The 16,676-nt window shown below is 72.3% G+C and carries 13 protein-coding genes and 1 pseudogene; 8 read left to right on the forward strand and 6 right to left on the reverse strand.

Annotation, left to right across the window (positions count from 1 at the left end; translation table 11 throughout):
• Positions 1-15: 15 nt before the first annotated feature.
• A complete protein-coding gene (locus BLV24_RS04905) occupies positions 16-819 on the reverse strand; it encodes a hypothetical protein (RefSeq protein ID WP_092679976.1) in 804 nt (267 codons plus the stop codon).
• A 628-nt stretch (positions 820-1,447) separates the two neighbouring features.
• On the opposite strand from BLV24_RS04905, the gene BLV24_RS04910 reads away from it, so the two are divergent.
• The 3 genes from BLV24_RS04910 to BLV24_RS04920 all read left to right on the forward strand — a co-directional run bounded on the left by BLV24_RS04910 (position 1,448) and on the right by BLV24_RS04920 (position 5,251).
• Positions 1,448-2,608, forward strand: a complete 1,161-nt coding sequence (locus tag BLV24_RS04910; RefSeq protein WP_092679977.1) for a M20 aminoacylase family protein — start codon at positions 1,448-1,450, stop codon at positions 2,606-2,608.
• Between the two features lie 86 nt (positions 2,609-2,694).
• Complete coding sequence (gene argE / locus BLV24_RS04915) at positions 2,695-3,855, forward strand: acetylornithine deacetylase (RefSeq protein WP_092679978.1); 1,161 nt, start codon at positions 2,695-2,697, stop codon at positions 3,853-3,855.
• A gap of 154 nt (positions 3,856-4,009) precedes the next feature.
• Positions 4,010-5,251: a hypothetical protein gene (locus BLV24_RS04920; protein ID WP_092679979.1), complete on the forward strand. Its 1,242-nt coding sequence runs from the start codon at positions 4,010-4,012 to the stop codon at positions 5,249-5,251.
• Between the two features lie 30 nt (positions 5,252-5,281).
• On the opposite strand, the gene BLV24_RS04925 is transcribed toward BLV24_RS04920, so the two are convergent.
• Both BLV24_RS04925 and BLV24_RS04930 read right to left on the reverse strand, forming a co-directional pair.
• Positions 5,282-6,217, reverse strand: coding sequence for a DUF2927 domain-containing protein (locus BLV24_RS04925; protein ID WP_092679980.1), 936 nt, complete (start codon positions 6,215-6,217; stop codon positions 5,282-5,284).
• 296 nt (positions 6,218-6,513) lie between these two features.
• A pseudogene (locus BLV24_RS04930) lies at positions 6,514-7,527 on the reverse strand (GlxA family transcriptional regulator); the annotation flags it as partial.
• 358 nt (positions 7,528-7,885) lie between these two features.
• Here BLV24_RS04930 and BLV24_RS04935 point away from each other — a divergent pair.
• From BLV24_RS04935 to msrP, 4 genes are all read left to right on the forward strand, one after another.
• A complete protein-coding gene (locus BLV24_RS04935; protein ID WP_143040216.1) occupies positions 7,886-8,503 on the forward strand; it encodes a PEP-CTERM sorting domain-containing protein in 618 nt (205 codons plus the stop codon).
• A 393-nt stretch (positions 8,504-8,896) separates the two neighbouring features.
• Positions 8,897-10,285, forward strand: a complete 1,389-nt coding sequence (locus tag BLV24_RS04940; protein ID WP_092679983.1) for a class II 3-deoxy-7-phosphoheptulonate synthase — start codon at positions 8,897-8,899, stop codon at positions 10,283-10,285.
• A gap of 113 nt (positions 10,286-10,398) precedes the next feature.
• The gene (serB, locus tag BLV24_RS04945; RefSeq protein ID WP_092679984.1) at positions 10,399-11,250 is read left to right on the forward strand and encodes a phosphoserine phosphatase SerB; all 852 of its coding nucleotides are present in this window, start codon (positions 10,399-10,401) and stop codon (positions 11,248-11,250) included.
• 97 nt (positions 11,251-11,347) lie between these two features.
• The gene (msrP, locus tag BLV24_RS04950) at positions 11,348-12,313 is read left to right on the forward strand and encodes a protein-methionine-sulfoxide reductase catalytic subunit MsrP (protein WP_092679985.1); all 966 of its coding nucleotides are present in this window, start codon (positions 11,348-11,350) and stop codon (positions 12,311-12,313) included.
• A gap of 512 nt (positions 12,314-12,825) precedes the next feature.
• On the opposite strand, the gene BLV24_RS04955 is transcribed toward msrP, so the two are convergent.
• Positions 12,826-13,713, reverse strand: a complete 888-nt coding sequence (locus BLV24_RS04955) for a LysR family transcriptional regulator (protein WP_092679986.1) — start codon at positions 13,711-13,713, stop codon at positions 12,826-12,828.
• A gap of 170 nt (positions 13,714-13,883) precedes the next feature.
• On the opposite strand from BLV24_RS04955, the gene BLV24_RS04960 reads away from it, so the two are divergent.
• Entirely contained in the window at positions 13,884-14,906 is a 1,023-nt protein-coding gene (locus BLV24_RS04960; RefSeq protein ID WP_092679987.1) for a hypothetical protein, read from the forward strand.
• 104 nt (positions 14,907-15,010) lie between these two features.
• Here the strand turns inward: BLV24_RS04960 and BLV24_RS04965 are convergent, their stop codons facing one another.
• Together BLV24_RS04965 and BLV24_RS04970 are read right to left on the reverse strand one after the other, a co-directional pair.
• Complete coding sequence (locus BLV24_RS04965) at positions 15,011-15,457, reverse strand: winged helix-turn-helix transcriptional regulator (RefSeq protein ID WP_092679988.1); 447 nt, start codon at positions 15,455-15,457, stop codon at positions 15,011-15,013.
• A gap of 108 nt (positions 15,458-15,565) precedes the next feature.
• On the reverse strand, positions 15,566-16,471 hold the full coding sequence (locus tag BLV24_RS04970) for an alpha/beta fold hydrolase (protein WP_176954621.1): 906 nt from the start codon (positions 16,469-16,471) through the stop codon (positions 15,566-15,568).
• Positions 16,472-16,676: the final 205 nt, after the last annotated feature.

Below are 16,676 nucleotides of genomic sequence, written 5' to 3' on the forward strand. Positions count from 1 at the left end.
GCGGGCGGGAAGTCCTCAGGCGAGGGTGAAGGCGACGGCGCCGAGCGCGCCGGCCTCGAAGCGCAGCGAGGCGGGGGCGGCGATGGGCCGGGGCGGAAGGTGGGTTCCGAGCAGCAGCGTCTCGCCCGCCGCCAGCGTCTGGCCGAGCGCGTTGAAGCGGTTGGCGAGGAAGGCGACCGAGTCGAGCGGGTGCATCGGCCAGCCCGGCGTGACGTCGAGGATGGTCTCGCCGTCCTGGGTCACGAGGCTGCGCAGGCCGGTCCAGAAACCGTCGTCCACCTCGTCCGGCGTCAGGCCGGGGCCGCCGAGCGCGAGCCCGCGGGAATTGATGTTCTGGGCGACGATGGCGAAGGGGCGCGGCCCCTTGCCGGCGCGGGGGTCGAGGAATTCGAAGGCGGGGTGAAAGCGGCCGACGGCGGCGGCGGCGGAGGCGCGGTCATGGCCGCCCTCGCGTGGGGCGAGGGGGGATTTGAGGACCGCGGCGATCTCCGGCTCGATGGCGAAGCTGCGGTAGTCGGCGGCTTCGAGGGCGACGCCGCTCGGCACGATCATGTCGGCGAGCACGCAGGCGGCGGCGGGTTCGCCCAGCCCCTGGGAGGCGATCTGGTCGGGCCAGTTCCACGCGATCTTGCGCCCGCCGATCCCGCCATGGTCGGGGGCGAGGGCGGCGACGACGGCGGCCTGCACGGCATAGGCGGCGGCCTTGTCGGGGATCGCGACCTCGCCGGGATCGCGGAACGGGGCGCGGGCGCGGATGTCGGCGACGAGGGCCGCCACCAGCTCCGGATCGGGGGCGGGGGCGGGATTGGGATCGGTCATCTTCGGCTCCGCTTCTGCGTCGGGTCAAGTCGGGTCGGGCTCCCTAACATGGGACTTCGCGGGCCTGGAGGCGAGAGGCATGGCGTCGCCGGGGGCGGGACGGGCCGTTTCCCGAAAGCACGGAGGGCCCGCCCCCCTGCGGGGACGGCGAGGGCGGAGACGAGGGGAGCGCCGCGCCCCCCGTCGCGAGCGCGTCGCCGGGGCGCCCGCGGCGCGCGCGACCGTGGGACCAGGCCGCGCCGCCGCCCTTCGCCCCCCTCCGGCGCGGAGGTCCGTCCGGGGCCCTGCGGGGGGCCGAACGCGCGGCCCGGCGCACGCCTCATTCCCCCCGTCATTCCCCCCGGCCGCGCCGCCGTCCCCCGGCTTGCCATAGGGAAGCCGTGCCGCAGGCGCCCCCGTCTCCGCGCGCCGCGGGCGCCTCCGCGCCACCGGGCGGGCGCGCCGACGCGGCGCTCCCCGGCCCCTCCGCCCAGCCCGCCGTCGCCCCCTCCGGTTCCGGTCCGTCCGGGGATTTCGGCGCCGCAGCACTTGACCCGTCCCCACCGAGGCGCGACCAATGCTCGACCGCGCCCCGCCGCGCCCCCTCCGCACGACCACCCCCCGCCGCCCGACCAACCCCGGAGCCCCCATGCCCGTCATCCCCGAGATCGCCGAGCGCCTGCCCGAATTCGCCGCCATCCGCCGCGACTTTCACCGCCACCCCGAAATCGGCTTCGAGGAGGTCCGCACCTCCGGCATCGTCGCCGGCATGTTGGAGGGCTGGGGCATCGAGGTGCATCGCGGCATCGGCGGCACCGGGCTGGTCGGCGTCATCGAAGGGAACGCCCCCGGCCGCACCGTCGGCCTGCGCGCCGACATGGACGCCCTGCCGATCGAGGAGCGCACCAATCTCGAATGGCGCTCCACCGTGCCCGGCGTCTCCCATGCCTGCGGCCATGACGGCCACACCACCATGCTGCTCGCCGCCGCCCAGCGGCTGGCCGAGACCCGCGACTTTCCCGGCCGGGTCATCGTGATCTTCCAGCCCGCCGAAGAAGGCCTCGGCGGCGCCCGGGCCATGATCAAGGACGGGCTCTTCGACCGCTTCCCCTGCGATGAGGTCTACGGGCTGCACAATTCCCCCTATACCGACGAAGGCGTGGTCGGCATCAAGCCCGGCGTCGCCATGGCGGGCGCGGATTTCTTCGACATCCGCATCCAGGGCGTCGGCTCGCACGGGGCCTCGCCCCAGCATTCGAAAGACCCGATCATGGTCGCCACCGCGCTCGCCCAGGCGCTTCAGACCATCCGCTCGCGCAACGCCCCTCCGCATGAGGCGGCGGTGCTGTCGATCACCCAGATCCATTCCGGCGCCGCCTATAACGTGGTGCCCGACACCGCCACGCTCTCGGGCACCCTGCGCTTCTTCTCCGACGAGGCGCGCGACCGGATGCGCGACCGGATGCGGGAGCTGTCCGCCGGCCTCGCCGTCGCCTTCGGGGTGGAGATCGAGGTCGATATCCGCGACGTCTTCACCGTGCTGGAGAACGACGTGAACCTCACCGACGTGGTCGCCGGCATCGCCGCCGAGATCACCGGGGCCGAGCGCGTGTCGCTGCAATCCGAGGCCGCCACCGGCTCCGAGGATTTCGCCGACATGCTGAAAGCCGCCCCCGGCGTCTATTTCACCGTGGGCCACAAGGGCGATGTGCCCCTGCACAATCCCGGCTTCGTCTTCGACGACGACGTGATCCCGCTGGGCGCCTCTATGCTGGTGTCCGTCGCCGCCGCCCGCCTCGCCGCCGGCTGAGCCCCTGCGGGGCGGCGGAATGGCGTTGCCCGCCGTTCCGCCGTTCCGCCCAGGCCGTCCCCTGTCCCACCGCTTTCGGAGCCCCCATGCCCCGCGCCTATACCCCCCGCGAGATGCTCGAGAAGCTGGTCGGCTTCGACACGACCTGCACCGGATCGAATCTTGCGCTCATCGATTTCGTGCGCGACTGGCTGGCCGAATGGGGGATCGAGGCGACCGTCATCCCCAACGAGACCGGCGACAAGGCGGCGCTTTACGCCTCGGTCGGCCCGGCGGTGGAGGGGGGCGTGATCCTCTCGGGCCATACCGACGTGGTGCCGGTCACCGACCAGAAATGGACGACCGATCCCTTCACGCTGACGGAGCGGGACGGCAGGCTTTTCGGCCGCGGCTCCTGCGACATGAAAGGGTTCGACGCGCTGGCGCTCTGCGCCCTGCCGATGGCGCTGAAGGCGGGGGTGAAGCGGCCGCTGCAGATCGCGCTGAGCTACGATGAGGAGGACGGGATGCACGGCGCCCCGCCGCTGATCGCGGCGATGGCGGCGGGGCTGCCGCGGGCCTCCGCGGTGATCGTGGGCGAGCCGACGGGGATGGCCTGCGTCACCGGCCACAAGGGGATCCTGGAACTGATCGTGCGGGTGCGGGGGCACGAGATGCATTCGTCCCTGCGCCACAAGTCCGTCTCGGCGGTGATGACCGCCGCGCGGCTGGTGGCCTGGATCGACGACCTGCAGGCGAAGACGCAGGCCGCGCCGCTGGCGGGGGCGGAGCTGTTCGACCCGCCCTTCACCACGCTGCATGTGGGGGAGTTCCGGGGCGGCACGGCGCATAACATCACCGCGGCCAACGCCTGGTTCTCGGTCGACGTGCGCCCCTGCCCGCCCGACGACACCGCGACCTACCTCGCCGCCATCCGGGCCGAGGCCGCCCGCATGGAGGCCGAGCTGCGCAAGATCCGCCCCGAGGCCGCCATCGAGATCGAGGTCAAGGCCGACATCCCCGGCTGCGCGGTGGAGGAGGGCGGCGCGGCCGAGACGCTGGTGCGCGCGCTGACCGGCGACAACGCCTCCCACGCGGTCAGCTACGCCACGGAGGCGGGGCTGTTCCAGGGGGCCGGCTATTCGACGGTGGTCTGCGGGCCGGGCGACATCGCCCAGGCGCACCAGCCCGACGAGTTCATCGAGATCGGCCAGCTCGACGCCGGGGAGGCCTTCATGCGCCGGCTGGTGGAGCGTCTGGCCGCCTGACCCTTTTCGCAACGGGTCCGGGCGCGGCCGGCGCGGCTGCGGCGCCTCGCCCGCGACGCGATCCCGGGCGGGACGCCGCCCGTGGCCCGGCTTGCAAGGGGCGGCGGGTCGGGCCATCGTCGCGCGGTCCTTCGCCCGTTCCGGAACCCGTGCCATGCGTATCCTCCGCCCGCCGCTCCGCCGTCTCGCCGCCCCGGCGCTGGTGGCGCTGGTCCTGGCGGGGGCGGCCGCCCTGCCCGGCGCGGCGCGGGCCTGCGATGCGGGCGAGGTGCGCGCGCTTATCGGGCGCGGCTTCACCGATGCCGAAATCGACCGCCACTGCGCCGCCGCCGAGGCGAAGGCGATGGCGGAGGCGCTGGCCGAGGCGCTCGGCCCCGTCGCCGCAACGCCGTCCGGCCCGGAGGCGGATCCGTCGGCCCCGTCAGACGCGGCGGGGGCTGGAGGGGCTGGGAACGGGACTGAGAATGGGTCTGGGGCGGGGGCTCCGGCCGCCGCCGCCTGCCCGCCCACGGCGCTGCGCGGCGACTGGGTGGCCCAGCTTCTGCCCGAAACCGCCGGCGGCGCGGTCGCCGTGGCGCGGCTGTCGGCCCGGGACGCGCAGGCGCTGTGGCGGGTGGGTGCGACGGGCGGCCGCCCGTCCCTCGCGCTCGCCGAGCGGCGCTGGCCGATCCAGCCGGAGCCGTTTCCCGTGCGCCTCGTCCAGGGGCGATGCGAGGCCGGCGTGCTGACCCTGGTCTGGGAAGAGCGGAGCGAGGCCGGCGCCGGCCGCATGGTGGCGCGGGTGATGGCGCCCGAGCCCGGGGCGCTGGGCGGCGCCGTGGCGGAGGCGCTCGCCGCCGCCGAGGATGGGCAGGCGGCAGCCTCCGATATGACCCCCGATACTGGCCCCGATGCGGAAACCGTGGCGCCGGCGCAGACGGACAGGGTCTGGGGCGAATACATGCGGGAGCGTCCGGCCGGCGCGTCCTCGGCCGCCACGCGGGAATTCGGGCGGCTGCGGCTGACCCGCGCCGCGCCCGCCGCCGTCCCCGCCACGCCGCCCACCGCCGGGCGCGCGTCCGATCCCGATGCGCCCGCCCCCGCCGCAAGGGTGATCGCGCCGATCCCGCCATCCGGCGACGCGCAGGACCCGGGCGCGGCCACGCGGCCCGGCATCGCGCGGCTGCCCAGCATCGCGCCGCCCGACCCCGCCGGCGGCCTGGCGGGCCTGCCCGGCTTCGGCGCCGGTCAGGCGATGACCCCGGCCGCGGCGCGCGAACGGCTCGTGCAGTTGCGCGCGGCGCGCGACATGTGCCGAAGCTCCTTCGCCAAGGCCATGGGCGGCGCCGGCAAGGCCGACATGTGCGCGGCCTTCGACGCCACCATCGCGCAGCTGGAACGGATCGCCGGGCTCTGACGCCGCCGGGGCAGGCCTCAGCGGCGGGCCTCAGGGGCGGGAGACGTAGCCCTCGACGATGCGCGCGATGATCGGCGCGGCCTCCGCCTCGGTCATGCCGGTGACGAGGCGCGGGTCGTAGATCACCGCGAAGGCGAGCCAGTCATAGGCGGTCGGCGCGCCGACCCGGGCCGCGTCGTTGAACAGCGTCTCCCGCATCCGGCGGCTGTCGTTGATCGGGCCGAGCGCCTGCAGCATCTCCTCATAGACGCATTCCGAGAGGGCGGGCGAGGATTCCAGCGCCACCACCGAGAACGCCACTTCGGCCGAAAGCGCCGAGCGGAAGCGGACCTCGGCGAAGCAGACCGGCCGTCCGCGGCGCAGGAACGGTTCGGCCAGCGCGTCGAAGCGGGCCTCGGCGCGGGCCGGGTCGGTTCCCGAGATGCGGGCGAGGGTGGCCAGGCTTTCGCGCAGGTAGCCGCGGGTGCCGACGAAGACCATGACGCCCGGAGGCGCCTCCCACAGCTCCACCTGCGCGCGGGGCGCGAGGCGCAGGCCGGTGATGCCCGGCAGGCGCTGGGCGAGGATGCGGAAGGGCTCCCAGAACTTGGGATTGCCGGCGATGGCGCCGTCGTCGGAATAGACCTCGACCGGGACCGGGCCGCGGGGGAAACGGCGCAGGCGGTGGTCGGAGAAGTGGCGGGCGTCGCCGGGAAGCCGGAAGTCCTCGCGCCCGAAGGCGATGTCGTGGACCAGCCGGATCAACGCCTCGGGGTCGAGGCAGGCGGGCTCTCCGGGCAGGCAGATGCGGGGGGAGCTTCCGGCGGAGGGGTCGGGGGACGGGTCGGGGGAGGGGGGCGAGGATTGCGCGGCGGCCGCCCCGGCGGCGAGCGACGCCCAGGCGAGCCCGGCGGCGAGGCCCATGGCCAGGGCCGGGAGACGGACGCCGAGCGCATGGCCGGCGCGAAGAGAGGTCGGCGATCGCATGGGGCGCAGCCTGGCCGGGTTTCGTGGCGGTTTGGGGGCGCCGGGGCTCACGCCCCGCGGCCCGCCCCGGTCCCGCTGGTCCCGTCCCCGGCCTCCCCTTCCCCGCCGTGCCCGTCCCCGCTCTCATCGTCCCCGCTCTCATCGTCCCCGCTCTCGTCGTCCCCGATCTCGTCGTCAAAGCCCAGCGCGTCGAAATCCTCGACCGTCTCGTCGTAGTATTCGCCCGCCGACATCTCCGGTCCCGGCCCGCCGGCCAGCATCATCGCCGCGTGCGCCTCGGCGGCCTGCGCGGCGGGACCGGGGGCTGACACGCCGCGTTCCCGGTAGGGGGTGCGCTTGTAATGCGCCCGGTAGCACTTGGAGAAATGCGAGGGCGAGGTGAAGCCGCAGGCCAGCGCCACATAGATCACCGACATGTCGGTCTGAAGCAGCAGCCGGCGCGCCTTCTCCAGCCGCAGTTCGAGGTAGTAGCGCTTGGGCGAACGGTCGAGATAGCGGCGGAACAGGCGTTCGAGCTGGCGGGTCGACATGCCGACTTCGGAGGCGAGCCGCGCGGCGGAGACGGGTTCCTCGATATGACCGTTCATCAGGTCGATGACGCGGGAGAGCTTGGGATGGCGCACGCCGATGCGGGCGGGGACCGAGAGGCGCTGGTGGTCCTCGTCGCCGCGCAGGTTGGTGTAGACCATCTGGTCGGCGACCATGCCGGCGATGTCGGGACCGTGGGCCATCGACACCAGCCGCAGCATCATGTCCCCGGCCGCGGCGCCGCCGGCGGCTGTCATCGCGTCGCCGTCGACCACGAAGATCTGGTCGGTCAGCTCCACATCGGGGAAATCCTCGGCGAAGCCGTCCTGGTTCTCCCAGTGGATGGTGCAGCGGCGCCCGTCCAGCAGCCCGGCCTTGGCCAGCGCGAAGGCCCCGGTGCAGACCGCCGACATCGCCACGCCCCGCCGGCTTTCCCGGCGCAGCCAGTTGAGCACCCCGCGCGAGGTAGCCCGGGCGACGTCCAGCCCGCCGCACACGATCAGGCGGCTGCCGCGGGGCAGCTCCTCCAGCGCGCCGTCGACCGCGGTGCGCATCCCGCAGGACGCCGCGACGGGGCCGCCGGTTTCGCTCAGCAGTTTCCAGGCGAAAAGCTCGCGGCCCGAGACGTGGTTGGCCAGGCGCAGCGGCTCGATCGCCGAGGCGAAGGCCAGCAACGAGAACCGGTCGAGCATGAGGAAGCTGAGGCGCGCCGGCGCTGCGTCCCGGCCCGCGGGAGCGGGGGAGGACGGCGTGGGCCGAGCGGAGCTTTGACGCGCGTTCATGCCGTCGCCGATTGCCCGCAGGCGGAGGCTGCGTCAAGCCGATTCCCGCGCGGCGTGAGCCGGTTTCACGCCCCCGCGCCCGCCGCGCCGCGCCGCCCCCGCGCCGGCGCCAGGCGGAACGGCCCGCGGGGGGGCGCCGCATCGCCGGCGCGAAGCGGCCGCGAAGGCCGGCCCGGCCCCGCGACGCCAGGCGCCGCCGCGGAGTGTTACCCTGGGTCAACACATGCCCTGCGGCCGCGCGCGGCGCGCAGATTCGCGCATGAACGCCTTTTCCTGCGGGGCGATCTGGTTAATGGTAGGTTTCACAATCCGCCTGAATCCGGGCGTCCCCCAGCGCGTATCGAGGTTCCAGCGTTACATGAGACTGACCGCACACATTTTTCCCCTCGCCGTGGCGGCCGCGCTGCTGGCGACCTCGCAGGCCGGCGCCGTCCCGGTCTCGGCCGACTTCTACGAAGAACTCGACAACCCCTCCTATTCCACCGGGCCGATGGTTCTGCAGGCGCTCTCCGAGCCCTTCGGGATCGGGCCGGAGCTGTCGGTCGCCGACGAGATCTCCAACCCCGAGGATTTCGGCGGCGCCATCGAGGTGGATTTCGACACCGACGGGCTGGGCTTCACGCTCACCCATGAGGGCGGCGCGACGGATTTCGAGACGCTGCTCATCCAGATCACCGATATCGGCTTTTCCAAGAGCCAGAAGCTGATCTCGGTCGTGCAGGACGGAGGCGACCTGATCAACGACGCCGCCAGCGATCCCTATTCCGAGCTGCTGACCTTCGGTGACGACTGGATCGAGCTGTCCATCGACGTGATCGTCTCCAGCGGAAGCGAGTTCTACAACTTCATCAACGAAGGCTCCGCGCATTACTCGCTGGAGACCGCGGACATCCCCCTGCCGGCCGCGGCGCCCCTGCTGGCCGCCGGTCTCGGGATCATGGGCGTCGCCGCCCGCCGCCGTCGCCGCGCGGCCTGAACCGCACGGCCCCGGCCCGACGCGGCCGGCGGCCGGACGGAGACGCCATCGGAACCCCGGCCCTCGCGGCCGGGGTTTTCCGTTCGCGGGGGGGCGCGGGGGAGGCGGAAGGCCGGCGCCCGTCGCGCGGCCCCGCGGGCATGAGACGAGCGTCGGGACGCCGTCGCGCTTCCGCCCCCAACCCGCGCGCCGGAGCGCAACGGGGCCCGCGCGCCCGCACCCTGTTGCAGCGCGGCGAAACGTCAGGCTTGACTACGACCCGCCAATCGGGCGCGCGACCCTTGGAAAACCCCGGCGTTCCGGCTATAGCGGCCCCCCGACACGACCCGTGAAACGCCCCCCGCGCGAGCCGCGCGCGGTCCGGCGACACGATCTGCGCAAGGAACCGATCCGATGGCCGACGCCTGGACCAAAACCAGCTGGCGCAACCGCCCCGCCCTCCAGATGCCCGTCTATCGGGACAAGGAGGCGCTGGCCGCCACCGAGGCCCAGATCGCGTCCTATCCGCCGCTGGTCTTCGCCGGCGAAGCCCGCGCCCTGACCGCGCGCCTGGCCGAGGTCGCCGAGGGGCGGGCCTTTCTGCTCCAGGGCGGCGACTGCGCCGAGAGCTTCGCGGAATTCCGCGCCGACAACATCCGCGACACGTTCCGGGTGCTGCTGCAGATGGCGGTGGTGCTGACCTTCGGCGCCTCGATGCCGGTGGTGAAGGTGGGCCGCATGGCCGGCCAGTTCGCCAAGCCGCGCTCCGCCGACACCGAGACCGTGGGCGAGACTACGCTGCCCAGCTACCGCGGCGACATCATCAACGGCTTCGACTTCACCTCCGCGGCGCGGGAGCCCGACCCCGCCCGCATGTCGCAGGCCTACCTGCAGTCCGCGGCCACTCTGAACCTGCTGCGCGCCTTCTCCCAGGGCGGTTTCGCGGACATCCACCGGGTTCACGCCTGGAACCTGGGCTTCGCCGCCGGCACGCCCGGATCGGAGCGTTATTATGCGCTGGCCGAGCGGATCTCTTCGGCGCTGGACTTCATGACCGCCGCCGGCATCGACCAGGCGACGGAGGAGAAGCTGCAGCGGGTGGACTTCTACACCTCCCACGAGGCGCTTCTGCTGCCCTATGAGGAGGCGCTGGCCCGCCAGGATTCGATCACCGGCCAGTGGGTCGCGGGCTCGGGCCACATGATCTGGATCGGCGACCGCACCCGTCAGCCCGACGGCGCGCATATCGAGTTCTGCCGCGGCGTGATCAACCCGATCGGCCTGAAATGCGGGCCGTCGCTGACGCCCGACGGGCTGCTGGAGCTGATCGACCGCCTGAACCCGGACAACATCCCGGGCCGGCTGACGCTGATCAACCGTTTCGGGGCCGGCAAGGTGGGCGATCACCTGCCCGACCTGATCCGGGCGGTGGAGCGTGAGGGCCGCAAGGTGATCTGGTCCTGCGACCCGATGCACGGCAACACCATCAAGGCCGCCACCGGCTACAAGACCCGACCCTTCGACCGGGTGCAGGGCGAGGTCGGGGAGTTCTTCGCGATCTGCAAGGCCGAGGGCGTTCATGCCGGCGGCGTGCATTTCGAGATGACCGGCCAGAACGTGACCGAGTGCACCGGCGGTCTGCATGACGTGACCGAGGCCGATCTCGCCTCGCGCTATCACACGGCCTGCGATCCCCGCCTCAACGCCGCCCAGGCGCTGGAGCTGGCCTTCCTGCTGGCCGAGGAGCTGGAGAAGGACCGCCGCTCCGACGCCCCGCGCAGCCCGATCGCGGCGCTGGCCTGAGGCCGGCCGTCGCCTCGCCCCGCCCCCGGCGGGGCGCGAGCGCCTCGACGCAAACGACGCCCGACGGCTCCCCGCCGCCGGGCGTCTTCATGACCTGACCGGACCGCCTGCGCATGAGCTCCCATTTCCTCGTCCTGACCTCCGCCGCGCCGCTGGGCGACGATCTGCTCGCGGCCGCCTCCGACCTGGCCGGGGCGCCCGCCCGTAGGCTGGGGGCGGGCGCCGCCGACCTGCCTTGCGGGCCGGACGCGCTGGCCGCCGCCCGGACGCGGTTCACGGGCGTGGACGCGAACCTGGTTCCCGCCGCCAACCGCGAGAAGCCGCTTCTGATCGCGGACATGGACAGCACCATCATCCCGGTCGAATGCATCGATGAGATCGCGGATCTGGCCGGCGTCGGCCCCCAGGTCTCCGACATCACCGAGCGCGCCATGCAGGGCGAACTGGATTTCGAGGGCGCCCTGCGCGCCCGCGTGGCCCTGCTGCGCGATCTGCCGGTGGAGGCGCTGGACCGGGTCTGGGCGGAGCGCATCACGCTCAATCCCGGCGCCGAGACGCTGGTGCGGACCATGGCGGCGCGCGGCGCGATGACGGCGCTGGTCTCGGGCGGGTTCACCTTCTTCGCCGACCGGGTGGCCGAGGCCGCGGGCTTCGCCTTCGCCCGCGCCAACACGCTGATCGTCGCCGACGGCAAACTGACCGGGGAGGTGACCGACCCGATCCTCGGCCGTGAGGCCAAGCTGGAGGCGCTCAATGCCCTGACCGCCGAGCGCGGCCTGACGCCCGCCGACGCCATCGCGGTGGGCGACGGGGCCAACGACCTCGCCATGGTCGAGGCCGCGGGGCTGGGCGTCGCCTATCGCGCCAAGCCGGCGCTGGCGGAGAAGGCGGACGCGCGGCTCGACCATTCGGACCTCACCGCGCTGCTGGCTCTTCAGGGGATCGCCGCGCCGGGATTCGGCTGAAACAATCGCTCCCGCGATCACGACGGGGCGTGATTGGACCGGCCCGCGCCCGGAGCCTATGTTCAGGCCGGGAGCAGACGCCAAGGGAGCCCGCGCCATGATCTATCACCGCCGCCCAAGCTGGCGCCTGCCGGAAAGCGCCGCGACGCCGGAAAGCCTGTTCTGGAACCGTCGCCAGGCGCTGGCCGCGATGGGGTTCGGGGCGCTCTCCGCCGCCCTGCCCGCCCTGCCCGCCAACGCGCGCGAGGCCGGGACCGACTGGACCCCGAAACCGCCGCTCGATCCCGCCTACGCCGATGCCGGCCGCCCGGTGACCGCGGAGAAGATCACCGGCGCCTACAACAATTTCTACGAGTTCGGCTCCCACAAGGGCATCGCGCAGGCGGCGCAGGAAATGCCCACCGACCCGTGGACGCTGGAGATCGACGGACTGGCCGAGAACGCCGGCAGGATCGGGCTCGAGGACCTGCTGGCGAAAATGCCAGTGCAAGAGCGGATCTATCGCCACCGCTGCGTCGAAGCCTGGTCCATGGTCGCGCCCTGGATCGGCTTCCCGCTCGCGGATCTGGTGAAATACGCCGGCCCGACGTCGGAGGCGAAATACGTCCGCTTCCAGACGCTGGCGGACAAGGACTCCATGCCCGGCCTGCGCCAGTCCTGGTATCCCTGGCCCTATACCGAGGGCGTCTCCATCGAGGAGGCGAAGAACCCCCTGCCCTTCATGGTGGTCGGCGCCTATGGCAAGGTCCTGCCCAAGCAGTTCGGCGCCGCCATGCGCCTGCACCTGCCGTGGAAATACGGGTTCAAGTCTGCCAAATCCATCGTCCGCATCAGCTTCGTCGCGGAACGCCCGGTGGGATACTGGGAACAGCTCCAGGCCTCGGAATACGGGTTCTGGGCCAATGTGAACCCCGAGGTCCCGCATCGCCGCTGGAGCCAGGCCGAGGAACGCGATCTCGCCACCGGGGACGAGATCCCGACCCAGCTTTACAACGGCTACGGCGAGGAGGTCGCGGGCCTCTACAAGGGGCTGGACGACGGCGACCGGACGCTCTGGTACTGAGTCGCTCCGGCGCCGTCCCGGCGGGACCGATGCAAGCGAAAACGCGCGTCCGGAGGCTCCGGGCGCGCGTTGTCGTTCGGGGTCGGAAAAACGTTTCCCGCAGGCGCGCGCGGCGGCGGAGACCCGCGGTTCGACCCGCCGCGGCGCGCGCGTTTTCACAGGGATTCACGAAGCATCGCGAAGCGGCGCCACAGTGACGCGTGACTTTTGACACAGTTTCGCCACAGACCCCCACGCGCCGATCACGCAGATCTTTCGCAGCGGCTTCATACCCTTGCCGAGGCGCAGGCAAAAAAAAGCCGGACGCGAACGCCCGGCCAAGTCCAACAGGGAGGTGTGTCCGTCGCGGTGGCGCCACAGGCGCGGCATCGCTCCGTCCACATCCGGGGATATAGAGACGGTGGTTTCGCTGCGCAAGCGAAAGCCGTGTCGCAATCGGTCACGCAAAGGGGGTTTGCCCAAAACGCATGGCTTTTGCGCAACAGCGAAGAAAGCGCCCTCCGCCCCCCGATTCAGGTGGAGAGCAGCCCGTCCCGCTCCAGCTCGGCCAGCACGAAATCACGGAACACCGCCACCCGCTTGGAGCGGCGAAGCTCCGTCGGGTAGACGAAATAGACCGCCGTCGGCTCGGAATGCAGATCGGGGGCGACGCAGACCAGATCGTCCGTGCCGCGCGCCAGATAGTCCGGCAGGGCGCAGATCCCCAGCCCGCTGCGCGCCGCGGCGTAGAGCCCGAAATAATTGTTCACCGTCACCCGCCGTTTGGCCGAGGCGAAATAGGGACCGAGGAACACCTCCCCCGCCGCCACCTGCGGCAGGCCCGGCGAATGGGCCACGAGGCGATGGGACAGAAGCTCTTCGGCCGTGTTCGGCGAGCCGTGCTTGGCGACGTAATCCCGCGAGGCGTAGAAGCGGATGACGACCGAGAACAGCTTGCGCCGGATCAGGTCGGCCTGGTTGGGCTCCCGCATCCGGATGGCCACGTCGGCCTCGCGCATCGGCAGGTCGAGCACGGTCTCGGTCAGGGTCATGTCCACCGACAGATCCGGATAGACGTCGAACAGCCGCTCCAGCCGCGGGGTGAGCCAGAGCGTGCCGAAGCCGATGGTCGCGGTGACCCGAAGCTCTCCGTAAACGTCGTCCTTGGCGTCGCGAATCCGCGCCGAGGCGCCGTCCAGCGTGCGGGTCATCTCCCGCGTCGCGGAGAACAGAAGCTCCCCCTGCTCGGTCAGCAGCAACCCGCGCGCGTGGCGGTGGAAGAGCGTCGCGCCCACCTCCTCCTCCAGCGCCCGGATCTGGCGGGAGACGGCGGACTGGCTCAGATGCAGGGTCTCGCCCGCATGGGTGAGGCTGCCCGCATCGGCGACCGCGTGGAAGATCCGCAGCTTGTCCCAGTCCATCACGGTCCCGTTCCGATCACGCTTCGGGCCGGCCCCCGGAGAATCGGGGCCGCCGGCCGGCGTCGCGACCGGAGCGGCGCGACTTGTCGGGGGAGATTTAACCCGGACGCCTCGCAGCGGTCAAAGTTCGGGTGTAGCCTGTTTCGAAACATCGCCTCTCGGAGACCTCTATGACATCGCCCGATCCGCACGCGACCGCCCGCCATCCGGGCCGGCCCCAGGGCCCGCGCCCCGAATGCGAGAGCACGGCGCCGGGAGCGGTGGCGGCGCGCGGGGTTCGGCGTGGTCGGCGCCTGTCGCGCAGGGGCCCCGCCTCGGCCCTGGCGCTGGTCCTGGCGGCGATGATCCCGGCGGCGCCCGCGTGGCTCGTCCCCGCGCCGGCCGCGGCGCAGAGCGCGGACGCCCCGGTTCCCGCGCTCGAGGGCCGCTTCGAGGGCATCGGGCCGGCGCGGGGTATGAGCCTCGCCATCACCGATGTGGGCGCGCGCAGTCCAGGCGGAACCTTTCGCGATTCCAATGGGGTGGAGGCCGAACTTGAAGGCGGATGGAAGCAGGGCGGACTGGAGGCCGTGCTCGCCTTTCCCGAACGCCAGGTCTTCGTGCGCCTGACCCAGGCCGCGCTGGGCCTGCAAATGGCGGTGCTGCCGCTGGACGCCGACGGCCAGCCCCAGCGGCGCCAGGCGCGGGTGCTCGCCTTCCTGCGCGAAGGCGTCGCGGCGCCCGAACAGCCGGCGCTCTACCAGGACGCCCCGAAGCGGCCGGGACAGGAGCTTGACCCGGACATCTTCCTCGCGTCCTACCAGTTCTGGCCGCCGGAGGGGGTGGCCAACGGCTATGACAATATCGGCGCGCGCTACCGCACCGTGTTCCGACTGTTTCCGCAGATCCACGCGGACATCATGTGGAAGCTGTGCGACGCCGACAGCCAGCGGACGTTGCTGGCGGAGGCCCTGCGCGGCCAGGGCGCGGGCTGCGCCGATCTCGACGCGGCCATCGGCGCCCTTCAGGACAACGGGCGGTTTCCGGACTGGAAGCGCGCGGTGCAGGCCGAGATCGACGCGCTGATGCCCGCGGTGCAATGCGCGCGCGGCTATATCGTGAAGACGTCGGTGTGCGAGCCCGCCTCGAAGCGGATTTCCGACGCGGCGGTGTCGCTGGACACGCTGGGCACCCTGCTCTCCCGCTGGCGCTGAGCACGGGCACGGCCAGGCATGGGGCCGGGAACGGGGCCGGGGGCGCCTCACGGCGGAACCCCCGGCCGCGACGGTCGGGGTCTCGGCGCGGAACGAAGAGCGGCTCAGTTGTCGAAGGGCCGGCGCGGGGGCATCACGTCGTCGAGGCCCTGATCCCCGCCATTCGCGTCCGAGCGGACGCGGAGCGGCAGGCGCAGGCGGGCGCGCAGCTCATCATCGCCGCACCAGGCCCGCGACCAGTCCCGCACCGGCATCAGCGCCTCGGCCAGCGCCAGGCCCTTGTCGGTCAGGCTGTATTCCATGCGGCGCGCCCCCTCCCGCACCGGGGTGCGGCGCAGGATGTCGAGTTCGGTGAGCTTGCGCAGACGGTTGGACAGAATATTGCGGGCGACCCCGAGTTCCCTGTGGAAATCGTCGAACCGGCTCACGCCCCGCTGGCTGGCGCAGACGATGAGCAGCACCCAGCGATCGCCGATTTCGTCCGCCGCGATGGCGAGCGGATCGTCCGCCAGTCGTTCGAAGCTTCCGCCGATGTCTTCCGCCGCAGCCATGGGGGCCCCCTTTGGGGGCGAGCCCTTTCAGGAACCGGAGTATCCGCGTCCAAGGTCTCGCGCTAAACTAATGTGACGTTGATAGGGATATACCAACTTTCTGCGCGTTCAACCACCCGAATGCGCTTCCCGGTCAAAAAGTCTCGCGGCGGCGGCGGTGACGACCTGCGGCTCGACATGGTGCAGCATGTGCCCAACCCCCTCCAGAACATGGAGTTTCGCGTCCGGCGCCAGTTTGGAGAGCGGCTCGGAATGGACCGAAAGCCACACGATTTCATCCGCGGAACCATGCACGATTTCCAGCGGAACGCGCAGGTTCGGGTAGTGACGGCTCTGCTCGGACAAGGCGGGGTCGAGCCGCTCGATGTCCTCGGTATTGTTGCGGAACGTGGCGGGGCGGAGGATCAGCTCGGGCTGGAGATGGGCCATGTAGCCCTCCGGCACGGGCTGGGGGCGGAAGATTCGCGCGGCGGCGGAGGCGCCGTCGTCGTGCAGCGCGGTGAGGCGCAGCACCCCCGCCGCCACCGCCGCGAAGGGGCGCGAGGTGACCACCGGCGTCCAGAAGCCCGGCGGGTCGCCCCAGGGCATCGAGGCGCCCGCGAGGATCACCGCCCCGGCCGCCCGCGCCGGCGCCGCGATCGCCCAGGCCAGCGCCACGGCCCCGCCCCAGGAATGCCCGATCAGCACCGCCCGGCGCAGGCCGAGCGCCCGCGACGCGCCCTCCAGCACGCGCGCCTGGGTGGAGGGCAGCCAGCCCTCGACCGGGGCGCGCTCGGAATGGCCGAGGCCGGGGCGGTCGAAGCAGATCACCCGCACCCCCTGCGCCGCCAGCCGCGGGCCGAGGTCGAAGGTCATGTCGTTCAGATTGCCGGTGGCGCCGTGGATCAGGATGGCGGTGGGCGCGTCCGGATCCTCGGGGCCGAGGGCGACGTAGTGAATGCGCAGCCCCTCGGAGGTGACGAAGCGGCCCGTGGGCGGGTTATCCGCCTCGATCCGGGCCGAGGAGGGGATCATCGCGCAGCCTCCCGCCCCGAGGACGCCGACCGCCGCGGCGCCGCCGAGCAGCGCCCTGCGCCGGGTGAGCACGGGTCCCGTCGGCCGGGCTCCGTCGTCCTGAGAATATGGCATCCATCCATCCGCATCATCCTAGGCTCGCCCCCCAAGATACGGCCCGGATCGCCCGAGGGTTTTCCGACGGGCGGAATAAGCCCGCGCGCCC

This window comes from Albimonas donghaensis, from assembly GCF_900106695.1.
Taxonomy (GTDB): Bacteria; Pseudomonadota; Alphaproteobacteria; order Rhodobacterales; family Rhodobacteraceae; genus Albimonas; species Albimonas donghaensis.

What these genes read in the sequence shown, in the direction of transcription:
- BLV24_RS04940 (WP_092679983.1), top strand. Translation starts at nt 8,897, where the DNA reads ATGGCCGACGCCTGGACCAAAACCAGCTGGCGCAACCGCCCCGCCCTC.
- BLV24_RS04970 (WP_176954621.1), bottom strand. Translation starts at nt 16,471, where the DNA reads ATGATCCCCTCCTCGGCCCGGATCGAGGCGGATAACCCGCCCACGGGC.
- BLV24_RS04955 (WP_092679986.1), bottom strand. Translation starts at nt 13,713, where the DNA reads ATGGACTGGGACAAGCTGCGGATCTTCCACGCGGTCGCCGATGCGGGC.
- argE (WP_092679978.1), top strand. Translation starts at nt 2,695, where the DNA reads ATGCCCCGCGCCTATACCCCCCGCGAGATGCTCGAGAAGCTGGTCGGC.
- BLV24_RS04920 (WP_092679979.1), top strand. Translation starts at nt 4,010, where the DNA reads ATGCGTATCCTCCGCCCGCCGCTCCGCCGTCTCGCCGCCCCGGCGCTG.
- BLV24_RS04960 (WP_092679987.1), top strand. Translation starts at nt 13,884, where the DNA reads ATGACATCGCCCGATCCGCACGCGACCGCCCGCCATCCGGGCCGGCCC.
- serB (WP_092679984.1), top strand. Translation starts at nt 10,399, where the DNA reads ATGAGCTCCCATTTCCTCGTCCTGACCTCCGCCGCGCCGCTGGGCGAC.
- BLV24_RS04965 (WP_092679988.1), bottom strand. Translation starts at nt 15,457, where the DNA reads ATGGCTGCGGCGGAAGACATCGGCGGAAGCTTCGAACGACTGGCGGAC.
- BLV24_RS04925 (WP_092679980.1), bottom strand. Translation starts at nt 6,217, where the DNA reads ATGCGATCGCCGACCTCTCTTCGCGCCGGCCATGCGCTCGGCGTCCGT.
- BLV24_RS04935 (WP_143040216.1), top strand. Translation starts at nt 7,886, where the DNA reads ATGAGACTGACCGCACACATTTTTCCCCTCGCCGTGGCGGCCGCGCTG.
- BLV24_RS04905 (WP_092679976.1), bottom strand. Translation starts at nt 819, where the DNA reads ATGACCGATCCCAATCCCGCCCCCGCCCCCGATCCGGAGCTGGTGGCG.
- BLV24_RS04910 (WP_092679977.1), top strand. Translation starts at nt 1,448, where the DNA reads ATGCCCGTCATCCCCGAGATCGCCGAGCGCCTGCCCGAATTCGCCGCC.
- msrP (WP_092679985.1), top strand. Translation starts at nt 11,348, where the DNA reads ATGATCTATCACCGCCGCCCAAGCTGGCGCCTGCCGGAAAGCGCCGCG.